Here is a 15,886-nt window from a genome sequence, read left to right as displayed (position 1 = left end):
CCGCCATACTCGACTGTCATCCAATCCGGACGCAGATAGCCAAGCTCGGTTGCAATGATGGTGACGTCCAAACGCTTGGCAACACCAATGGCGACTTTATGGTAGTAGCGCCGGTCTCCATGAAGCAGAATATCAGTGACCCCATGCGCAACAATCAAGGCTTCCAGAAAAAGAGCCCAGTTCTCAGCAGGCTCAGAAAAATGGATGGTTTCTGTTTGCTCCCAGTCATGGACATCGCTGCCACAAAAATGGACCTTAAGCGTCTTTGCGCCCAGTTTCTCCAAATGGTGTGCAGTGCGGGCGTAGTATTTGGAAAGTGGACCTTGCAGCAGCAATATGCAGCGCTTGTTTTCTGAAGTCATTTGTCACTCCAGTAACAATTTTCCGGGATGGGAACGCCAGCAGCTTTGGCTTGCGCCAGACGTGGCGGCGTTTCAACAAACGCGCCATGTCCGTTGACGCCATCACCCATCATGCGTTTCGCAAACTCTTGCGCCGCGATCTTCCGACCTTCGGGATTAAAAAAGCTTCCATGAACTTGAATGGTATGCCCCATAAGCTTTTCCAGGTCGTGATAAAGGTCAGCATCCGGTAGAGCTGGTTCCCTCCAAAAGTCATCCAGAGACCGCTGGTCCGTCAATCCGGCAATATCATAGACAGCAATACCCATGGCTTTCACTGGTACGCCGCTTTTCAGTGCTTCCATACCAACCGTGCTGTTCACCAACACGCACCCGCGCGAATGCCTGAGCAACTGATTTAGATTGCCACCGTCAATAATGATTGTGCGCTCCAAACAACCGAACTCCGCAGCAATCTCGCGAATGACTTTCGGCCAGTTCTCAACGTTGTTGTCAAACGGATGAAGTTTGAACACCAGCTTACTCTCAGCTGAAGCGCTTAGCGAAAACGTGCTGTATAGCTCGCGAATGAAACCGGACAGATGTTTGTAGTGCGAATGATGCCTGATCTGATAATCGCCCTGCATTTGCATAGGGACGACAAAATACTCGGCCTGCTCTTTGATGAGCGTGTTGATTGCTTCTTCCGCTTCCTGCCCAAGCCGCTTCTGGCGCATCAGGCGCGGAATGTAGCTGAAATAGTCCCTGAACGGATGATAGTAGCGATCCCGCTGATAAAACGGGAATAGATACGGGAAGAAGATCGGAATCAGGTTGCAGATGACCTCATTGGTCGCCTCCTGCAAAAACGCATGCGGAAAACGGCTTGTAGCTGCCAGTTCCGGCAAGTCAGCGGCGCTTTGTCTAATCTGCGCCGGATCATTCGGGAAGTGCGAGTACACTCCCATGCCACCACGCTCCAGCGTGATCCAATCCGGGCGCATATAGCCAAACTCATAGGCAAACGTGTTGATGCCCCGTTGCATGGCAACATCATGCGCTACCCGGTGATACGGTCGCCGATCTGCATAATAGAGAATGTCTGTAACGCCATTCTCATCAATCAGCTGCTCCAACTTGCTTTGCCAGTTCTTCAACCGCCCCCAATAAGCTTTCGCCCCCAACCCAACGCGAAAATACCAGTCACTAAGCGAAAAGTTAACAATGGTGTACCTGATCTTGCGAGCTTCAAATTCATCAACAAGCGCCCGACAAAAGGCAGAAGGATGGGATTGCAAAATAAGAACTGATCGAACTGACATAGTGCCTATACTCAACTACTTAAGCTGATTTTTGCGATGCTGAGCAAGCGCTTCGTTAACAGAATCATACATAGTTAACTCACCTTCATTCAGCAGACAGGCAGTATCGCAGAGTTTTTTGATGGTTGCCTCAGAATGTGAGATCATGATGATGTTGGCGTGCTTAAGCTTTGTCTCAAACACTTCATCACATTTGCGCTTAAATCGTGCATCTCCAACGGCTGTGATTTCGTCGATCAAGTAACATTCAAAATTTACTGCCATACTGACACCAAACGCCAAACGTGCCTTCATGCCGCTTGAATACGTTTGGATTGGTAGTGTCATTGACGATCCAAGCTCTGAAAATTCTTCAACGAACTCAACCATCCGCTCAGTATCTTCACCATACATCCGAGCCACGAAACGAACATTTTCGATGCCTGTCATTTTCCCAGCAAAACCACCTCCGAAGCCAAGGGGCCAGGACACTTTGACATTGCGTCTAATTCGACCACTATCAGGTAACTCCGCACCAGCAATCAAACGCATGAGTGTCGATTTCCCGGCACCGTTATGCCCCAGAATACCAATATTTCTGCCTTTTGGAAAACTTGTAGTTGCACCTTTTAGTATAGTCTTGGTTACGCCCTTAAGGCGATATGTTTTACGCACATCTTGAAACTCGATCATCAGATAGACTTCTTTCGATACAATCTCTCTCCAAAGAAGCCCAATAGAAGAAGAATGGTAGTACAGACAAAAAAATAAGGTTTACTCAATACGATACTATCATAATTGCCATAATATCCTTCACGGAACCATTCTATACCATGGAGAATAGGGTTCCAGGCGAGAATTTTTACGATGTGAGTTGGAAAGTCACTTGGAACATAAAATATCCCTGATAGAAAAAAGAGTGGTCTGCTTATGATAGATTCTAATTGCTTCCAGGTCGGCCAAAGTCTGAACAGTACAGCGTTTGTGACTCCTGCCCCCATCCCAAGTAGAGTAAGAACTATAAATGCTGCAGCACACTGCTCAACTTGAACTGGTAACGGTGCACCATCGCCCCAGATTATCATTGAAAAAAACACAATAATAATCATTAAATACGTCAGTACAACTAAGATGTATTTCGAAACGAAGATATCAGTTTCGCTTACTAACGGATAGCTCAATAGGCCGCGACTTGAATTTATCGCTGTCATAAGAGAACCTGAGAGCTTTGAGTATGCTTGGAATGGTAAAATGCCGGTTGCAAAAAATAGTGCAAAGCTGGTTCCAAACGCTGGTGATCTTCCAATACTTGAGAAAATGAGTACTAACACAAGCGTACTCAGAGCAGGATTAACAATAGCCCACAGATATCCCAATTGGGTATCTCCGAATGCCGTCCGTGTTTCACGAAGGACTAATGCAGCGACAACCCTTGCTTGTGTAGTGATAACGCCGTCCATACTCTCTAAACTACTTCAGGTGATCGCGGATTGAATATGCTATAACAATAACAAGTGCCCAGATGGAAAGTAACCCAAGAAACAGAATGACTGAATTGATAAGGCGTCTTGGATAGATTGCTTCTTGTGGCTTTGATGGCGGTCTGAAAACAGCGAGATATCTTTGTTGGCGATCTGCTTCTGCTCGTGAACGCTCTAAACCAGCCAGCGAAGCAGTATAAGCCTTTTGGGCAAACTCCTGCTCAACTACCAATTCTTCGTAGTTTGCCAACAGTGCGGACAATGAAGACAGTCGATCCGTCCCATCGGTTGCTTGTTGCTGTGGCGTAAGAGTTCTTCCGCTGATTTCATCGCGTTTGCTCAAGATTTGCTTGATTAAAACTTCCTCTTGCTTTCTTAACTGCCTAATTGTCGGCGAGCTTTCGTCTATTGTCCCAACGAGGGTCGCTAATCGCGATCTTGTGTCTAAAAGTTTCTTTTCAAGGCCGGCAATGAGTTCAATTTGCACTTCAGCATTTTTCGTCGGATCGATAGAACTCTCTGCGCTACGAAAGTCTTTCATGCGCATGCGGATCATTTTCAATCTCAGTTCAGCACGGCGAACTTCTTCTTCTGCAAATTTTACAGCATCGCGACGTGCATTTTGAGAAAGTGTATTTACGAGTTCTGCGCCATATGAAAGAACGCGTGAAGCAATACGTTCAGTCATCTCTGGTGAGAATGCCTGAACTTCTACTTCGATAATACTCGATGTATTATCGAAGCTTGTGGTAATCATAGATTGCCAATATGAGACGAGTTCTTCAATTGGTAAGCTTTGATCAAGGCGGTAGATGAAATCAACATTATCTTCGCTGAAATGGCGTAGTATGCTTTCGTCTTTGGACAGGCGCTCGACGACTTCACGACCTTCCAGATAATCCATTAGGATAAATGAATCTGTGGTTGTCGTACCTACGCTAGCTAATCCGGTTAAAGCGCCTAAGAAGTCTCCCCCAGCTGATGATCCGTCCATTCCGCGTACTGAAAAACCGACTGTCGAAGAATAACGGTCGGATGCTATTATTAAGAAATAGGTTGCCCCAAGAATGCTTGGAAGAACAACCATAAGCAGAAACGAAAGAGCAAGAATTTTTCGTCTCAATTGCTGAGGCCTTAAACCTCGCAAATTAAAAAAACTTCTCGCCCCTATGTCGGCTTCCTGCCATTTCCTTTCAATCGGAAGTGCGACAACAGATGCAACCTTTTTGAGAGGAGACTTTGGCTTTCCTGCTGCTGCTGTTTTAGTCGCTTTTAAGTCTTGTGAAGGTGACTCGTTGTTGGAAATTTTCGGCAGTGCAGGGCGAATTTCTGCAACATTTGCCGTTGTCGCTTTTTCCATGCCGGTTCATCACCTTTTCAATCGTTAATTTAGTTGTCGCGTTAGGCGTTAGCCAAACTTTTAAAAATGAAAACAGCGAATTTGAACAGAATCATACCACGACTAGTCGAATTGGGAAGTGTGTTCTACTTCAACAAAAATTACTAGATCGGTTATGTGTTCAAATTTCATCAAATTTAAAAGGTACTTGCTGCTTTGCTGATGGCTAATGTACCGCTCAAGATTCTAATGAATTTATTTAGCTCAGTACCGTACGCGCTTGAAACATAGACAACATCTTTATCTCGTAGTGAAAAAAGTTGTCCTTTGAAGTAGGATCGGGCATCTCTCATATTCAAACGATAAATCACAGGAACTTTACCTGAGTTTGTACCATAATACTCTGATTTAAGTTGTGAGATAACTTGCGGATCTTCATAGCGGAAAACAAAGAGACCCTGAGAATTTGCTGCATTCTGATCTAAACCACCGATACGGCCTAATGCTTCAACGAGTGAAACATTTGATGCTTGAATTGGGTATTCACCGACCTTAGGAACGGCACCAAAGGCCGTGAAGGTCTGTGGGTCATGTGTAACGAAAATTCGATCTCCTGGACGAACATAGACATTTTCGTCCGTCGTCTGGAAAACAGTGCTGAGCAACTGTTTCGCTTGGCGCCCATTTCGCGAAATGGATACATAACTCTCAGTTGCTGGTGATGCGTTGCCACCTGCGTTTGCGACAACGTCGAGCAAACGCTTGCCACTTAAGTCTAGAGGATATTGACCTGGTTTCTTAACCGAACCATTCACTGTGACCAAGCTGCTGGCGTTTTGTTCTAATGTAACAATGACTTGCGGGTTAGTAGCTTTGCGATCAAGGGCAACCTGGAGCGCTTCTTGAAGCCGTTCGACAGACTTTCCGCGCGCATTCACCTTACCCACATACGGAATGGTGATTGCACCGCTTTGGTTGACCATGAACGGGCCAAGTTCGACGCCTCCAGCTTGACCATCCGGTGTAAATAATCGGTCATTGCCCTGTTCCCAGACGACGACAGAAACAGTATCGCCAACGCCAACGATGTGTTTTGGCGCCCATTTTCCACCTGTGAAGACTTTTGATAGTCCATTCGGCTGATAGGCTGAAAGCACTGAAACAACCGAGTCATCAAGATCAATGAGATGATAATCAAAGGGTTCCGTTCGTCGATCTGAAGAGGCGGCCTGGATCTCTGAAGATACTGGGCCAGCTGAAGGTAGTGCAGCACAGCCGGACAACATGCCTAAGACGGGAGCAATGATGGCAATGGATTTAAAGAAACCTGAATATACTTGAGCCGACCTCACATCAGTCGAATTGAAAAATAAATTCATAAAACTTCTATCCACTTTACCGCCAGATCAAAAATACGCATGTCAAAAATATCCAGCTTTAATAAAGAGACTAATACCTCAATCTGAGATAGAATTCAAATTTAGTAAGGGAAGCTAGCTCAACTACCTGTTGTTTTCTTTGGAGAAAGTTGGGCTTCTGATGCAGTCTGGAGAATCTAGGTTGCACGTTAACTATCTGTTTGCCAAAACAAATGAAATACGCGTTGTTTGGAGCCCCTTTATTATGTTTTCTCCGAGATCGATTCTCATCACAGGTGCCAGCTCCGGGTTGGGGAGAGCTTTGGCTGTTTCCTATGCGGGTGAAGGCGTAACTCTTTGCTTGACTGGGAGAAATGAGGAGCGGCTGCTTGATACTGTGCGTGAGGTTGAGCGAGTAGGGGGCATTGTGTTCTGGAAAGCGCTTGATGTTTGCGATGCGGTGGCTCTTCAAAACTGGGTTGAAGAGTTAGAGCGGCACACGCCTCTCGATTTGGTCATTTCTAATGCAGGTATCACAGGGTCGCATGAGGTTGATGGCGCTGTCGAGACGGCTGAGACAGCACATGCTCAGATTGCGACTAACCTCGGGGGAGTTGTCAATGTGTTGACTGCGGTCGCACCATTTATGCAGCAGCGTAAATGTGGGCGAATTGCGTTGATCAGCTCGTTGGCAGGAATGCAACCGATATCTGATGGACCTGCGTATGGGGCCTCAAAAGCTGGTGTGATCGCGTATGGTGAAGCGATGCGGGACCACCTTTATAAGTGGGGGGTGTCGGTATCTGTGATTTGTCCGGGATATATTCTGACGCCGATGGCCGATCAATTTAAAAGCTGGCGGCCTTATGAATACACGGCAGAGGAAGCTGCTTCTTCAATAATGAAAGCGATTGCACGGAAAAAGGCGTTTTACGCGTTCCCATGGCAACTGGCGCTGAGTATTCGTATCGGAAAGCTGCTGCCCTGGAAACTGCGCAGATTGGCAAATCAGCGCTTTAATTATCAGCGCTGATTTAATTTCATATCACTAATTAAGCAGACATAACCTGTTGAATTGAAATAGGATTACTATCGTAATTCGCTATTTCTTCGTTCACCAGTTCGATCGCCAGATCTAATTGCTCTTCAGTATGTTCTGACGTGATGAAGAAGCGCAGACGAGCTGATTTTTCTGGAACTGCCGGATAGATAATTGGCAATACATTGAGCCCGCGATCGAGCAAACGCGCAGCCAAAACAGTCGCCTTTAATGAATCGCCCATCATGATCGGAACAACTGCACAGCCTTGGCTGACACCAGTATCAAGACCTGCAGTCTGAGCCTTCTCAAGGAAATATTGCCCGTTTGATTGAGCTGCCTGTACCCGGTGAGGCTCTGCTTCGAGGAGGCGAATGGCTTCACAAACCGCTGCTGCGATTGGCGGGGCAATGCCGACACTGAACACGAAACCTGAGGCTGTGAGTTTGAGATAGTCAACCAAATCACTGCAGCCAGCGATGTAACCGCCGCACCCAGCTAATGTTTTGGAGAACGTGCCCATCCAGATATCAACATCTCTCGGGTCAACCTTAAAGTGCTCGGCGAGGCCGCGGCCTGTCTCTCCGAGAATGCCGATGGAGTGTGCCTCATCGACCATGAGCCAGGCACCGTATTTCTTTTTAATCTCAATCAGACGTGGAAGATCCGGGTAGTCCCCGTCCATTGAATAAACGCCTTCAACCACGATCAGTGTACGCGGGTGTTTATGGGCGCGCAGCTCCAGAATGTTTTCCAGTGCCTCGAAATTGTTATGGGGGAAGGATTGCCGAACAGCACCAGAAAGCTTTGCGCCTGTGACGATGCTGTTGTGAATGTAGCTGTCATGAATGATCAGATCATCCGGCTGCATCAACTGGCCAATGCTGGTGACGTTTGTTGCATGGCCACTGACAAAAGCAACAGAACTTTGAACGCCGTGCATCCGAGCAATGAGCTTTTCAAGCTCGGTATGGATTACACGCTCGCCAGCAACAACCCGGCTGGCACTGGCTGAAATGCCATAGTGGTCGACGGCTGTTTTGGCAGCTTCCTGGACCTTTTCATGCCCATTCAATCCGAGATAATCGTAGGAGGAGAAATTAAGGTAAGTTTCTCCGTCAATCAGTGTCGTTGCCCCTGCGCGTGCGTCATGCGCACGGAAAAAGGGATTGTTGATCTGCAACAGATCCGCCGCTGCTTTCTGAAGACGAATTTCCTTAAACCCCGGAAGGTCAGCAAATTTCGGAGCTATTGCTTTATCAGCTTGAGGTTTGGCAGCCTTCTGCTTTGGAAGCGCAGACTTCGAGCGCCTGACAGCGCTCAAAGCATTCAACCGGTCGTCTTTGCTTAGTTTTTTCTTGTCTGATTTGGCCATTAGTTCAAAAGTCTTGCTGTTTTGTCCTGATGAGTATCTAGGATTTCGCGCACAGTTGATTTTTGAGCGTCATCCAGATCATCGGAAAGGTGTTGGCTGGCCAGAACGTTGTGAGAGCCATCCTCAGCAGAAGCCTCTCCACCTTCGCGTTTGCGAAGCTTCTGTAGGATCTGCGCAGCAAAGTCATCCAAACACGTTCCGCCCGAAATAGATACCAGCGGAATCTCCAGATTGAAGCGTTTCTGAATTCCCATTCTCAGTTCAAGCCCCATCAAGGAGTCCATTCCAAACTCCGCAAGTGGGCGTTGATGAGAAATGTCCTCTGCTGGTAGGCGCAGGATGCGGCCAATTTCACCGGCAAGAATATGAGCGACAATTTCTTTGGCCTCTGTATCCGACTTGCCTTCAATGAGAGACAGGATATCTGTCGCACCGTCGCTGTCTCCATCCGTATCGCTGCGGCCAACGATTTCGCGGAAGAGCGGCTTGCTCAACAGTGATAGAGATTGATGAGCTGCTGCCCATGCAAAACGGCCAATATGAACCACGGCACCTGGCGCAGACCCATCATCCTGCTCCATGGCAAGCTTCAGGATATCCAGACCTTCGCGAGCCTTAATGGTTGCTTCACCCAGATGCCTGGAAAGTTTGTCGGAAACCTCAGCATTTCTGGCAAGGAAGCCCACATCGCCGATCGCACCCCAGCCGACTGCAATTGCAGGTTTGCCAGCTTTGCGGCGGGCTCTTGCAAGTCCTTCGAGATATCCGTTGGCAGCGACGTAATGAGACTGGCCAGGGTTCCCGATCAGGGTGGTTGCAGAGGAGAACAGGATAAACTGGTCCAACTCGTCTTGACGGGTCAGCTCATCCAGCAGACTTGCACCTTGAATTTTTGGCTCCAACACCTTGCGGAACCGCTTCTCGTCCAGCTGTTGGATAATGCCATCATCCAACACCATCGCAGCATGGGTGATGCTCTTAAGTGGTGCGGACTGGCGCAGTTCGCTCAGCAAGCCGTGAACAGCTGTTCTATCCGTGACATCGCAGCTCACCGCGGAGACAGTTACGCCTTTTTCTGCCAAGGCCTCAAACAGCTTTTCGTGTTGCTCGCTCACCTTTGCAGACCGGCTTGTGAGTGTAATACGCCGTGCACCATTATCAGCCAACCAGCGGCAGATTTCCAAGCCAAAGCCACCAAGACCACCGATCACCACATGATGACCATCCTGAGCGAATTTGAGAGAGGTATGCTCTTGCGGAACTTTAACTTCTTCAGGTTTTGGTGGCGTGATCAGGATCTTGCCGATGTGCCCGGACCGTTGCATGAGCCGGAAGGCATCCTGAACATTGCGACCCTCAAACACGCGGTGAGGCAATGGTGTGAAAGTGCCGTCTTTGATCAGCTCAAAGACATCTTCAATGAGCTTGCGTGCTAGATCACTATCATGCAGCAGGATCTGATCCAGATCGATCCCAAAGTAAGAGACATTGCGACGGAACGGGCGCAAACCGATCTTGGTGTTTGCGTAATAGTCTCGTTTGCCAAGCTCAAGGAACCGGCCAAACGGGCGTACAATATTGATGCTTGCTTCCATCGCTTCGCCTGCAAGCGAGTTCAAGACTGAATGTACGCCTTTTCCATCAGTAAGTTTCATGACCTTGTCTGGGAACTGCAAACTGCGAGAATCAAGAATATGATCGGCACCGAGCAGACGAAGGATCTCTCGTTTTTCTTCAGACCCAGCGGTGGCAATGACCTTCGCACCTACATGCTTTGCAATTTGCAGTGCTGCAAGACCAACGCCGCCGGCGCCACCGTGAATGAGAACCCATTGATCTTCTTTGAGTTCACCAAGATGGATGAGCGAGTAATAAGCGGTCAGGAATGCAACTGGATAAGTCGCAGCAGAGACAAGATCTTGACTTTGGTCCAGTTTCGCCACCGCAAATTTAGGGCAGGTGACATAGGAAGAGTATCCACCAGACGTAAAGGCAACTACTTTGTCACCAACGGACAGGTCGCCAGCATTCTCACCAGTACGTGTAACAGTACCTGAAATTTCCAGGCCAAGATTAGGCCCGCCATAACCGTCTTCAAGTGCTTCTTCTGGAAGCATGCCCAAAGTCCACATAACATCACGGAAGTTCAAGCCAGTCGCGGCGACTTTAATCTCAACATGATCCTCAGATGGCTCAGTACGTTGCTGTCCACGCCAGTTCAGATGGTTGAGAGAACCTGCTTCTGAGAAGTTCAGCTCAACATTCTCTGCAGGTTTCCAGGTGGATTGACCAAACCCGGATTTAACACGTGAAACTACTCGGCTTTTTTGCGGCTGATGGAGTTCATTCTCTATATTCTGATAGAGAACGGCCTCCAGTATGTCGGAGGCAATACCTTCGACACCTTTTTCAATGCAAACATCGAGGGTAAGAGGTGTCAGTTCTGGAGCCTCATTGCCAAGAACACGTGCAAACGTCCAGGCGGCACTTTGTGCAGGAGCTTCGAGTTCAGCGTTATGACCGCTGCCACCTGGAGCAACAAGTGCGAGCTGACCGGCTAAACCTGGATAAGCCTTTACGAGGCCAACACAAGTTGCACAGCGCTTCATGACTTGGTCTACAGGGGCATCACCGGCCTCTGCCAGACCATACAGATGGATGATGGTTTTGAGTTCAGCATCAAGGAAAGCAGAACCAGCAAGCGCGGACTTCCAACCGCTGGCTTCATTCAGGTCGAACTGCCCACTATCTGCATCCAGAAGCTTGATATTACAGGCTGCTAATCTCTCATCACTCTGTATAGCCTTCGCAATTTCCTGCTCCAGCTTTGAGTTGCCTGCCAGAATGACCATGGCCTTGCTCTCAGGCAAATCGGCTGTTGGATCAAGCTGCTGACTTACGTCTACAGGTTTTGTAGTCGCATTCAGCAAAACAATTGATGCACCTTCTTTGAGTGCCTCAATTGCGATCGGAGCATTAAATGATGTTGAGGTAAACTGATCCAGCCAGTCATTGCTTGTTTTCAGCGGACCGACTGGATACTCGTCGGAGATTGAGCCGGCAAACCAGTCTTCAGACAAACCAAAAGCAACATCATGGAAAACATCTGAAAGTGGTTCAATCGCGAGGAACTGTCCGCCTCCTGACAGTGATTGCCCGAGCTTTTCGAAAAGGTTTGCCTCGCTCTGACATGCTTCGTGAAGAAGACCTGATGATACAATTACATCGAATGGTCCCTGTTCTAACGCAGCATCCCAAGTGTGGTTACTGTCCAGATTGCTCGTATCAAATACAGCGATGTTTGGCTCATCCAGAACACTGGCAGACAAACGCGCGGCGCTTTTGTGATTGCTGTCAGCGATCGAAACCTTTGTTACTTGGCTAGGGAGTATCTGCTGAATATCTTTTGCCAGATTCAGCCCTGAGCCGCTTAGATCCAGTACATGAAGCGGTGTGTCTGTGTCCCAGTTTCCAAGCGCGGTTCTGAGCCATTCAGAGATGCTTTGGCTGCGTATTTGTGCTTCCGGAGAGGAGTACCAGTATTGCTCGAGCATCGCACTGGAATGTTCGAAACCGTTGTCCTCAAAACTATCAAGGTCAAGGCTATCGAGAACGAATTTGCGTGTGGTTGCAAGAATGGTTGCAGCAGCGATATCTTGCGGGCTTTCTTCCAGTACACTCTCAACCAGCAGATCGAAATCAGGAAGCTCAAAATCGCTGTTCAATTCAAAGCGGTTTATCCCACATTCTGTCGCGGCTCCGGCTTCCTGAAGGATCGTCAAAAGAGTGACGAAATACCGACGATGATTATTTGGTAAGTCCTCAACAGAAACAGTCTGTTCGCCATCCGCAAACTTTGAGATAATATCAAATGCTGTTCGTTGAGCTGCCGCATTGAGTAGCAAATACGCTTCACGCTCAGCTTCATCTTCAACAGTACGGAACTTTTCAGCAACGTAGTCTTCAATTGCCGGGAAGCTATGGTTGAGTTTTGCAACTGTGGTCGCTGGGTTTCGCTGCAGCTCTGCTTCGACGCGATAGATCAGGTCAGACGGGTTATCTTTACGACCCAGTTCGGTTGCACGGAAGCGGCCTCCGGAAATCGCAATAATGACGTTGTCATCTTCATCGAAAATCTGGAAGTCTGCCAAAATAGAGAGTTCAGAGGCACGTTTGACCTGAATGCGAACATAGGCTGGGGACGCGCCTGTTTGATACTGGCGAATCTTATCAAAGAAAATTGGAACATATGCTTTTGGGCGACTGTTTTGAGATGTTGTCTCTTTGAACAGGGAGAGCAGGCCGTGGAAACATCCATCAAGTTCAGCAGGATGAATGCCAAAGGAAGAAACCAGCTCGTCATGTTCAAGTGCAGACAGGTGGACGATGAATGTACCCTCATCTACCTGAGAGACATTTTGGGTGCGTTGGAAACGTGGCCCAAACTCAAGTCCGTATGTGAGCGCCGCTTTGTAAATTTCCTCACCGGTGTTGATGAGCTGGGCCGCTTCAAAGTTGAGTTGAATGTTTGGTGCTGGAGTCTCCAGTTTTGCAACCCTGCCGACGGCATGCAGCGTCCAGTCATCTCCGCTCAGGCGCATCCGGCTGGAAATTTTAACAGTCCCAGTTTCCTCGGAGATTTCGGTTTGAACTTCGGTCAGATATTCGTCGCTCAATACGAGCGCCTGCAATATATCCATAGACCGCAGTTCTACAGCGACACTTCCATAAAGAGCGGAACCGGCAGCAAGAGCCATTTCAACATAGCCAGCCCCAGGGAAAATCATCTGTCCGTTGATGACGTGATCTTCTAGAAATGGAACTGTGAAGCGGTCCAGATGAGTGGTCCAGACGTTATAAATAGCGTTTGGGCGCCAACCTAAAAGCGGATGATCTCCACCCCTGAAAATGCCCATATTGGCCTCACCACTGTTTTCAAAGCGGTAGCTTTTATTTTGCCAGGGGAGTGGGAGCAGATTAACGGGTTCATCCGGGTTCTTGCCGAAGAGTTTATCCGTATCAACATTGATGCCTGCGACAAAAGCACGGGCGACGAGATTGATAATTGGGTCTGTTCCACCAAATTGCTCGTTCGAAAGGCTGGAAAGTACAGATCCTTTTCCGCCTTTTTCAGCAGCAACCTGGCGTAGATAACTTTGCAGGATCGGTTTTGGACCAATCTCGATAATGGTTTCTGCGCCGAGATCAAGAGCGGTAGCAACGGCCTTGGAGAACAATACTGGCTTGCGAAGGTTCCGCCACCAATAGTCTGCATTGAGATCCTTGCCATCTGAGATTGCGCCGTAAACGGTTGAGATAAATGGAACCTGCGCAGATGTCGCGGTTACAGTCCCGACTGCGTTGCGGAATGGATGCTCAACGGGGTCAATAAGCTGGCTGTGAAATGGGTAATTCAGCGCAACTTTTCTGAAGGCGACATGATTGGCCCGTGCAAACTTTGCAAACCCGTCAATGTCTTCTTTTGTACCAGACAAGCTAACAGATTTCGGACTGTTCTCGGCCGCGACTTCAAGGGAGTCAAATCCACTTTTAGAGATAAGCTGTCGGGCTTCATCAGCGGGGAGGACGAGTGCTGCCATGGTCCCATGGCCTGCAACGACTTCCTGTTCTGCTGACCGATGATAGACCAGCGCTACAGCAGCGTCCAACGTGAGAGCACCCGCGACATGTGCTGCTGCAACTTCGCCAATACTGTGACCCAGAACCATGTCTGGTTTTAATGCGTAGTCCTCAAGCGCCTGACAAAGAGCAACCTGAACCGCAAACAGCAATGGCTGCGCAATGTTCGTTCTTTTCAGAGCATCGTCAAGTGTCTCACTGAACAGTTCGGTTTTTAGGGACCAGCCAGAAAGGTTTGTGAAAAGCTCATCAACTTTCTCAAAAGCAATCTTGAAGGTCTGGTTGGCAACATAGGCATCGCGGCCCATGCCAGCCCACTGTGCTCCGTTGCCAGAAAACGCGAAAGCGCACTTGCCTGGGTTTGTAGCTTTATTGGAGTAAATGACGTTTGCATTCTTCTGACCAGATGCAAAGTCAGACAAGGTAGCCTTAAGAATCTCAACATCAGTCCCAGAAAACACTGCTTTTTCCGGGAAAATCCGTTTGCGATGAAAGGCGGCCGCACAAATCTTATGGTTGCTTTGCTCTGTCAGAGCCCCATCACGCGCATAACCACTTGCAAGCTCAACCAGTGCTTCCTTTGTCGGTGCTGATAAGAACAATGAGCTTACGGTTTTTGGCTGAGTGAGTTGCTCGACATTATCTGTCTTGAACTCCGGATCTTTGAGAATGACGTGTGCGTTCGTTCCGCCAAAGCCAAACGAGTTCACTCCGGCATATCTCGGGCTCTCACTCCGTGGTAGCTCTACACCTTCGCTCGCGACATGAATGTTGAGAGCATCAAAGTCAATGTCTGGGTTTGGCTCGTTAAAGTGAAGACTTGCCGGGAAATGATCGTTCTGAAGTGCCAGTACAGACTTCGCTAGACCTACAAGTCCTGAAGCCGGTTCCAGATGGCCTACATTGGTTTTAACTGAGCCGATAGGAAGCGGTGCGCGTCGCTTCTGCGCAATCGTACGACCGATTGATCCGGCTTCTGCCGGATCACCAACACGGGTTCCTGTGCCATGAGCTTCGACAAATGCAAGCTGATTAGGGTCAATTCCATGTGCCTTGTAGACACGGTCGAGAAGATTTGCCTGCTCGACATCCGATGGAAGTGACATGCCCACGGTACGACCATCTGAATTTACATCGACGGCAACAATATCTGCGTGGGAGCGCTGACCTTTCCAGCGCGGTGCGTCTTTTCTTTTGATGACAAGTGCAACGCCACCTTCAGAGCGTACATAACCATTGCCACCCGCATCGAAAGCTTTGCATTGCCCATCAGGAGACAGCATAGTTGCCTGTGCGAAGCCTACAAAAGGAAAAGGGCTGGCAAGCACGTTGACACCAGCGACAATAGCGCAGTCAATTCTGCCAGAATTTAACGCACGATAGGCTTCGTGGAGAGCGACCAGAGAAGACGAGCAAGCAGTATCGACAGTAAAACTTGGGCCTTTAAGGTCGAATATATAAGAGAGGCGGTTTGAAATAATAGAAAGCGTATTGCCAGTCATAAAGTGACCGGTCGCAACATTAGGATCGAACAGACTTTCGTTGGCATAATCAAGCGCAGATGCCCCAACATAGACGCCCACATGATCACCAGCTATGGTATCTGGCGATATGCCTGCGTCCTCAATAGCTTCCCAGGTGAGCTGCAGCAAAATACGCTGCTGAGGATCCATTTGCTCTGCTTCTCGGGGAGAAATGCCAAAAGCTGTAGGATCAAAGTCCCACAAATTATCTAGGACACCTGCTTTAAAAGTATACGCTTTGCCGGGCTCTGAAATGCGCGGATGCAGATACCTGAAGTGCGACCAGCGATCAGCAGGGATTTCGGAGATGCTATTCCGCTTTGAACACAGCAGATTCCACAACTCTTCCTTGCTTGAAGCTCCAGGAACACGAACAGATAGGCCAACAATTTCCAACACGCAGCAAAACTCACTCAAATTAGGGAACAACATCCAAAACAGTGATGTTTGTATCTAAACTTAAAGTTCCATATATAACTTAGAGAGGAA

8 protein-coding genes and 1 pseudogene are annotated in these 15,886 nt (G+C 48.3%); 1 reads left to right on the top strand and 8 read right to left on the bottom strand.

The window, feature by feature from the left end; genetic code table 11:
- From PsW74_RS29215 to PsW74_RS01950, 6 genes and pseudogenes are all read right to left on the bottom strand, one after another.
- A pseudogene (locus PsW74_RS29215) lies at positions 1-362 on the bottom strand (capsular biosynthesis protein); the annotation flags it as partial.
- Positions 359-1,663, bottom strand: a complete 1,305-nt coding sequence (locus PsW74_RS01970; protein ID WP_063287682.1) for a capsular biosynthesis protein — start codon at positions 1,661-1,663, stop codon at positions 359-361. The gene PsW74_RS01970 and the pseudogene PsW74_RS29215, both read right to left, overlap by 4 nt.
- Positions 1,664-1,678: 15 nt before the next feature.
- Positions 1,679-2,335: an ABC transporter ATP-binding protein gene (locus tag PsW74_RS01965; RefSeq protein WP_063287683.1), complete on the bottom strand. Its 657-nt coding sequence runs from the start codon at positions 2,333-2,335 to the stop codon at positions 1,679-1,681.
- A complete protein-coding gene (locus PsW74_RS01960) occupies positions 2,335-3,102 on the bottom strand; it encodes an ABC transporter permease (protein ID WP_063287684.1) in 768 nt (255 codons plus the stop codon). Before PsW74_RS01960 ends, PsW74_RS01965 begins: the two co-directional genes overlap by 1 nt.
- A 10-nt stretch (positions 3,103-3,112) precedes the next feature.
- Positions 3,113-4,483 carry a hypothetical protein gene (locus PsW74_RS01955; RefSeq protein WP_063287685.1) on the bottom strand — a complete coding sequence of 457 codons (1,371 nt, stop codon included), beginning with the start codon at positions 4,481-4,483 and terminating at the stop codon, positions 3,113-3,115.
- A gap of 176 nt (positions 4,484-4,659) precedes the next feature.
- Positions 4,660-5,841: a polysaccharide biosynthesis/export family protein gene (locus tag PsW74_RS01950; protein WP_063287686.1), complete on the bottom strand. Its 1,182-nt coding sequence runs from the start codon at positions 5,839-5,841 to the stop codon at positions 4,660-4,662.
- 244 nt (positions 5,842-6,085) lie between these two features.
- Between PsW74_RS01950 and PsW74_RS01945 the strand changes: the two genes are divergently transcribed.
- Positions 6,086-6,853: an SDR family NAD(P)-dependent oxidoreductase gene (locus PsW74_RS01945; protein WP_063287738.1), complete on the top strand. Its 768-nt coding sequence runs from the start codon at positions 6,086-6,088 to the stop codon at positions 6,851-6,853.
- 19 nt (positions 6,854-6,872) lie between these two features.
- Here PsW74_RS01945 and PsW74_RS01940 read toward each other — a convergent pair whose 3' ends face one another.
- Together PsW74_RS01940 and PsW74_RS01935 are read right to left on the bottom strand one after the other, a co-directional pair.
- Positions 6,873-8,234, bottom strand: a complete 1,362-nt coding sequence (locus PsW74_RS01940; RefSeq protein ID WP_063287687.1) for an aminotransferase class I/II-fold pyridoxal phosphate-dependent enzyme — start codon at positions 8,232-8,234, stop codon at positions 6,873-6,875.
- Positions 8,234-15,796: a type I polyketide synthase gene (locus PsW74_RS01935; protein WP_082830446.1), complete on the bottom strand. Its 7,563-nt coding sequence runs from the start codon at positions 15,794-15,796 to the stop codon at positions 8,234-8,236. The genes PsW74_RS01940 and PsW74_RS01935 overlap by 1 nt, the downstream gene beginning before the upstream one ends.
- Between the last annotated feature and the right edge of the window lie 90 nt (positions 15,797-15,886).

The sequence above is a fragment of the Pseudovibrio sp. W74 genome (assembly GCF_001623085.1).
Classification (GTDB): domain Bacteria; phylum Pseudomonadota; class Alphaproteobacteria; order Rhizobiales; family Stappiaceae; genus Pseudovibrio.
The sequence above is the reverse complement of the archived record's forward strand: the minus strand, read 5'-3'. Positions and strand labels throughout refer to the sequence as shown.

What these genes read in the sequence shown, in the direction of transcription:
- PsW74_RS01970 (WP_063287682.1), bottom strand. Translation starts at nt 1,663, where the DNA reads ATGTCAGTTCGATCAGTTCTTATTTTGCAATCCCATCCTTCTGCCTTT.
- PsW74_RS01965 (WP_063287683.1), bottom strand. Translation starts at nt 2,335, where the DNA reads ATGATCGAGTTTCAAGATGTGCGTAAAACATATCGCCTTAAGGGCGTA.
- PsW74_RS01960 (WP_063287684.1), bottom strand. Translation starts at nt 3,102, where the DNA reads ATGGACGGCGTTATCACTACACAAGCAAGGGTTGTCGCTGCATTAGTC.
- PsW74_RS01955 (WP_063287685.1), bottom strand. Translation starts at nt 4,483, where the DNA reads ATGGAAAAAGCGACAACGGCAAATGTTGCAGAAATTCGCCCTGCACTG.
- PsW74_RS01950 (WP_063287686.1), bottom strand. Translation starts at nt 5,841, where the DNA reads ATGAATTTATTTTTCAATTCGACTGATGTGAGGTCGGCTCAAGTATAT.
- PsW74_RS01945 (WP_063287738.1), top strand. Translation starts at nt 6,086, where the DNA reads ATGTTTTCTCCGAGATCGATTCTCATCACAGGTGCCAGCTCCGGGTTG.
- PsW74_RS01940 (WP_063287687.1), bottom strand. Translation starts at nt 8,234, where the DNA reads ATGGCCAAATCAGACAAGAAAAAACTAAGCAAAGACGACCGGTTGAAT.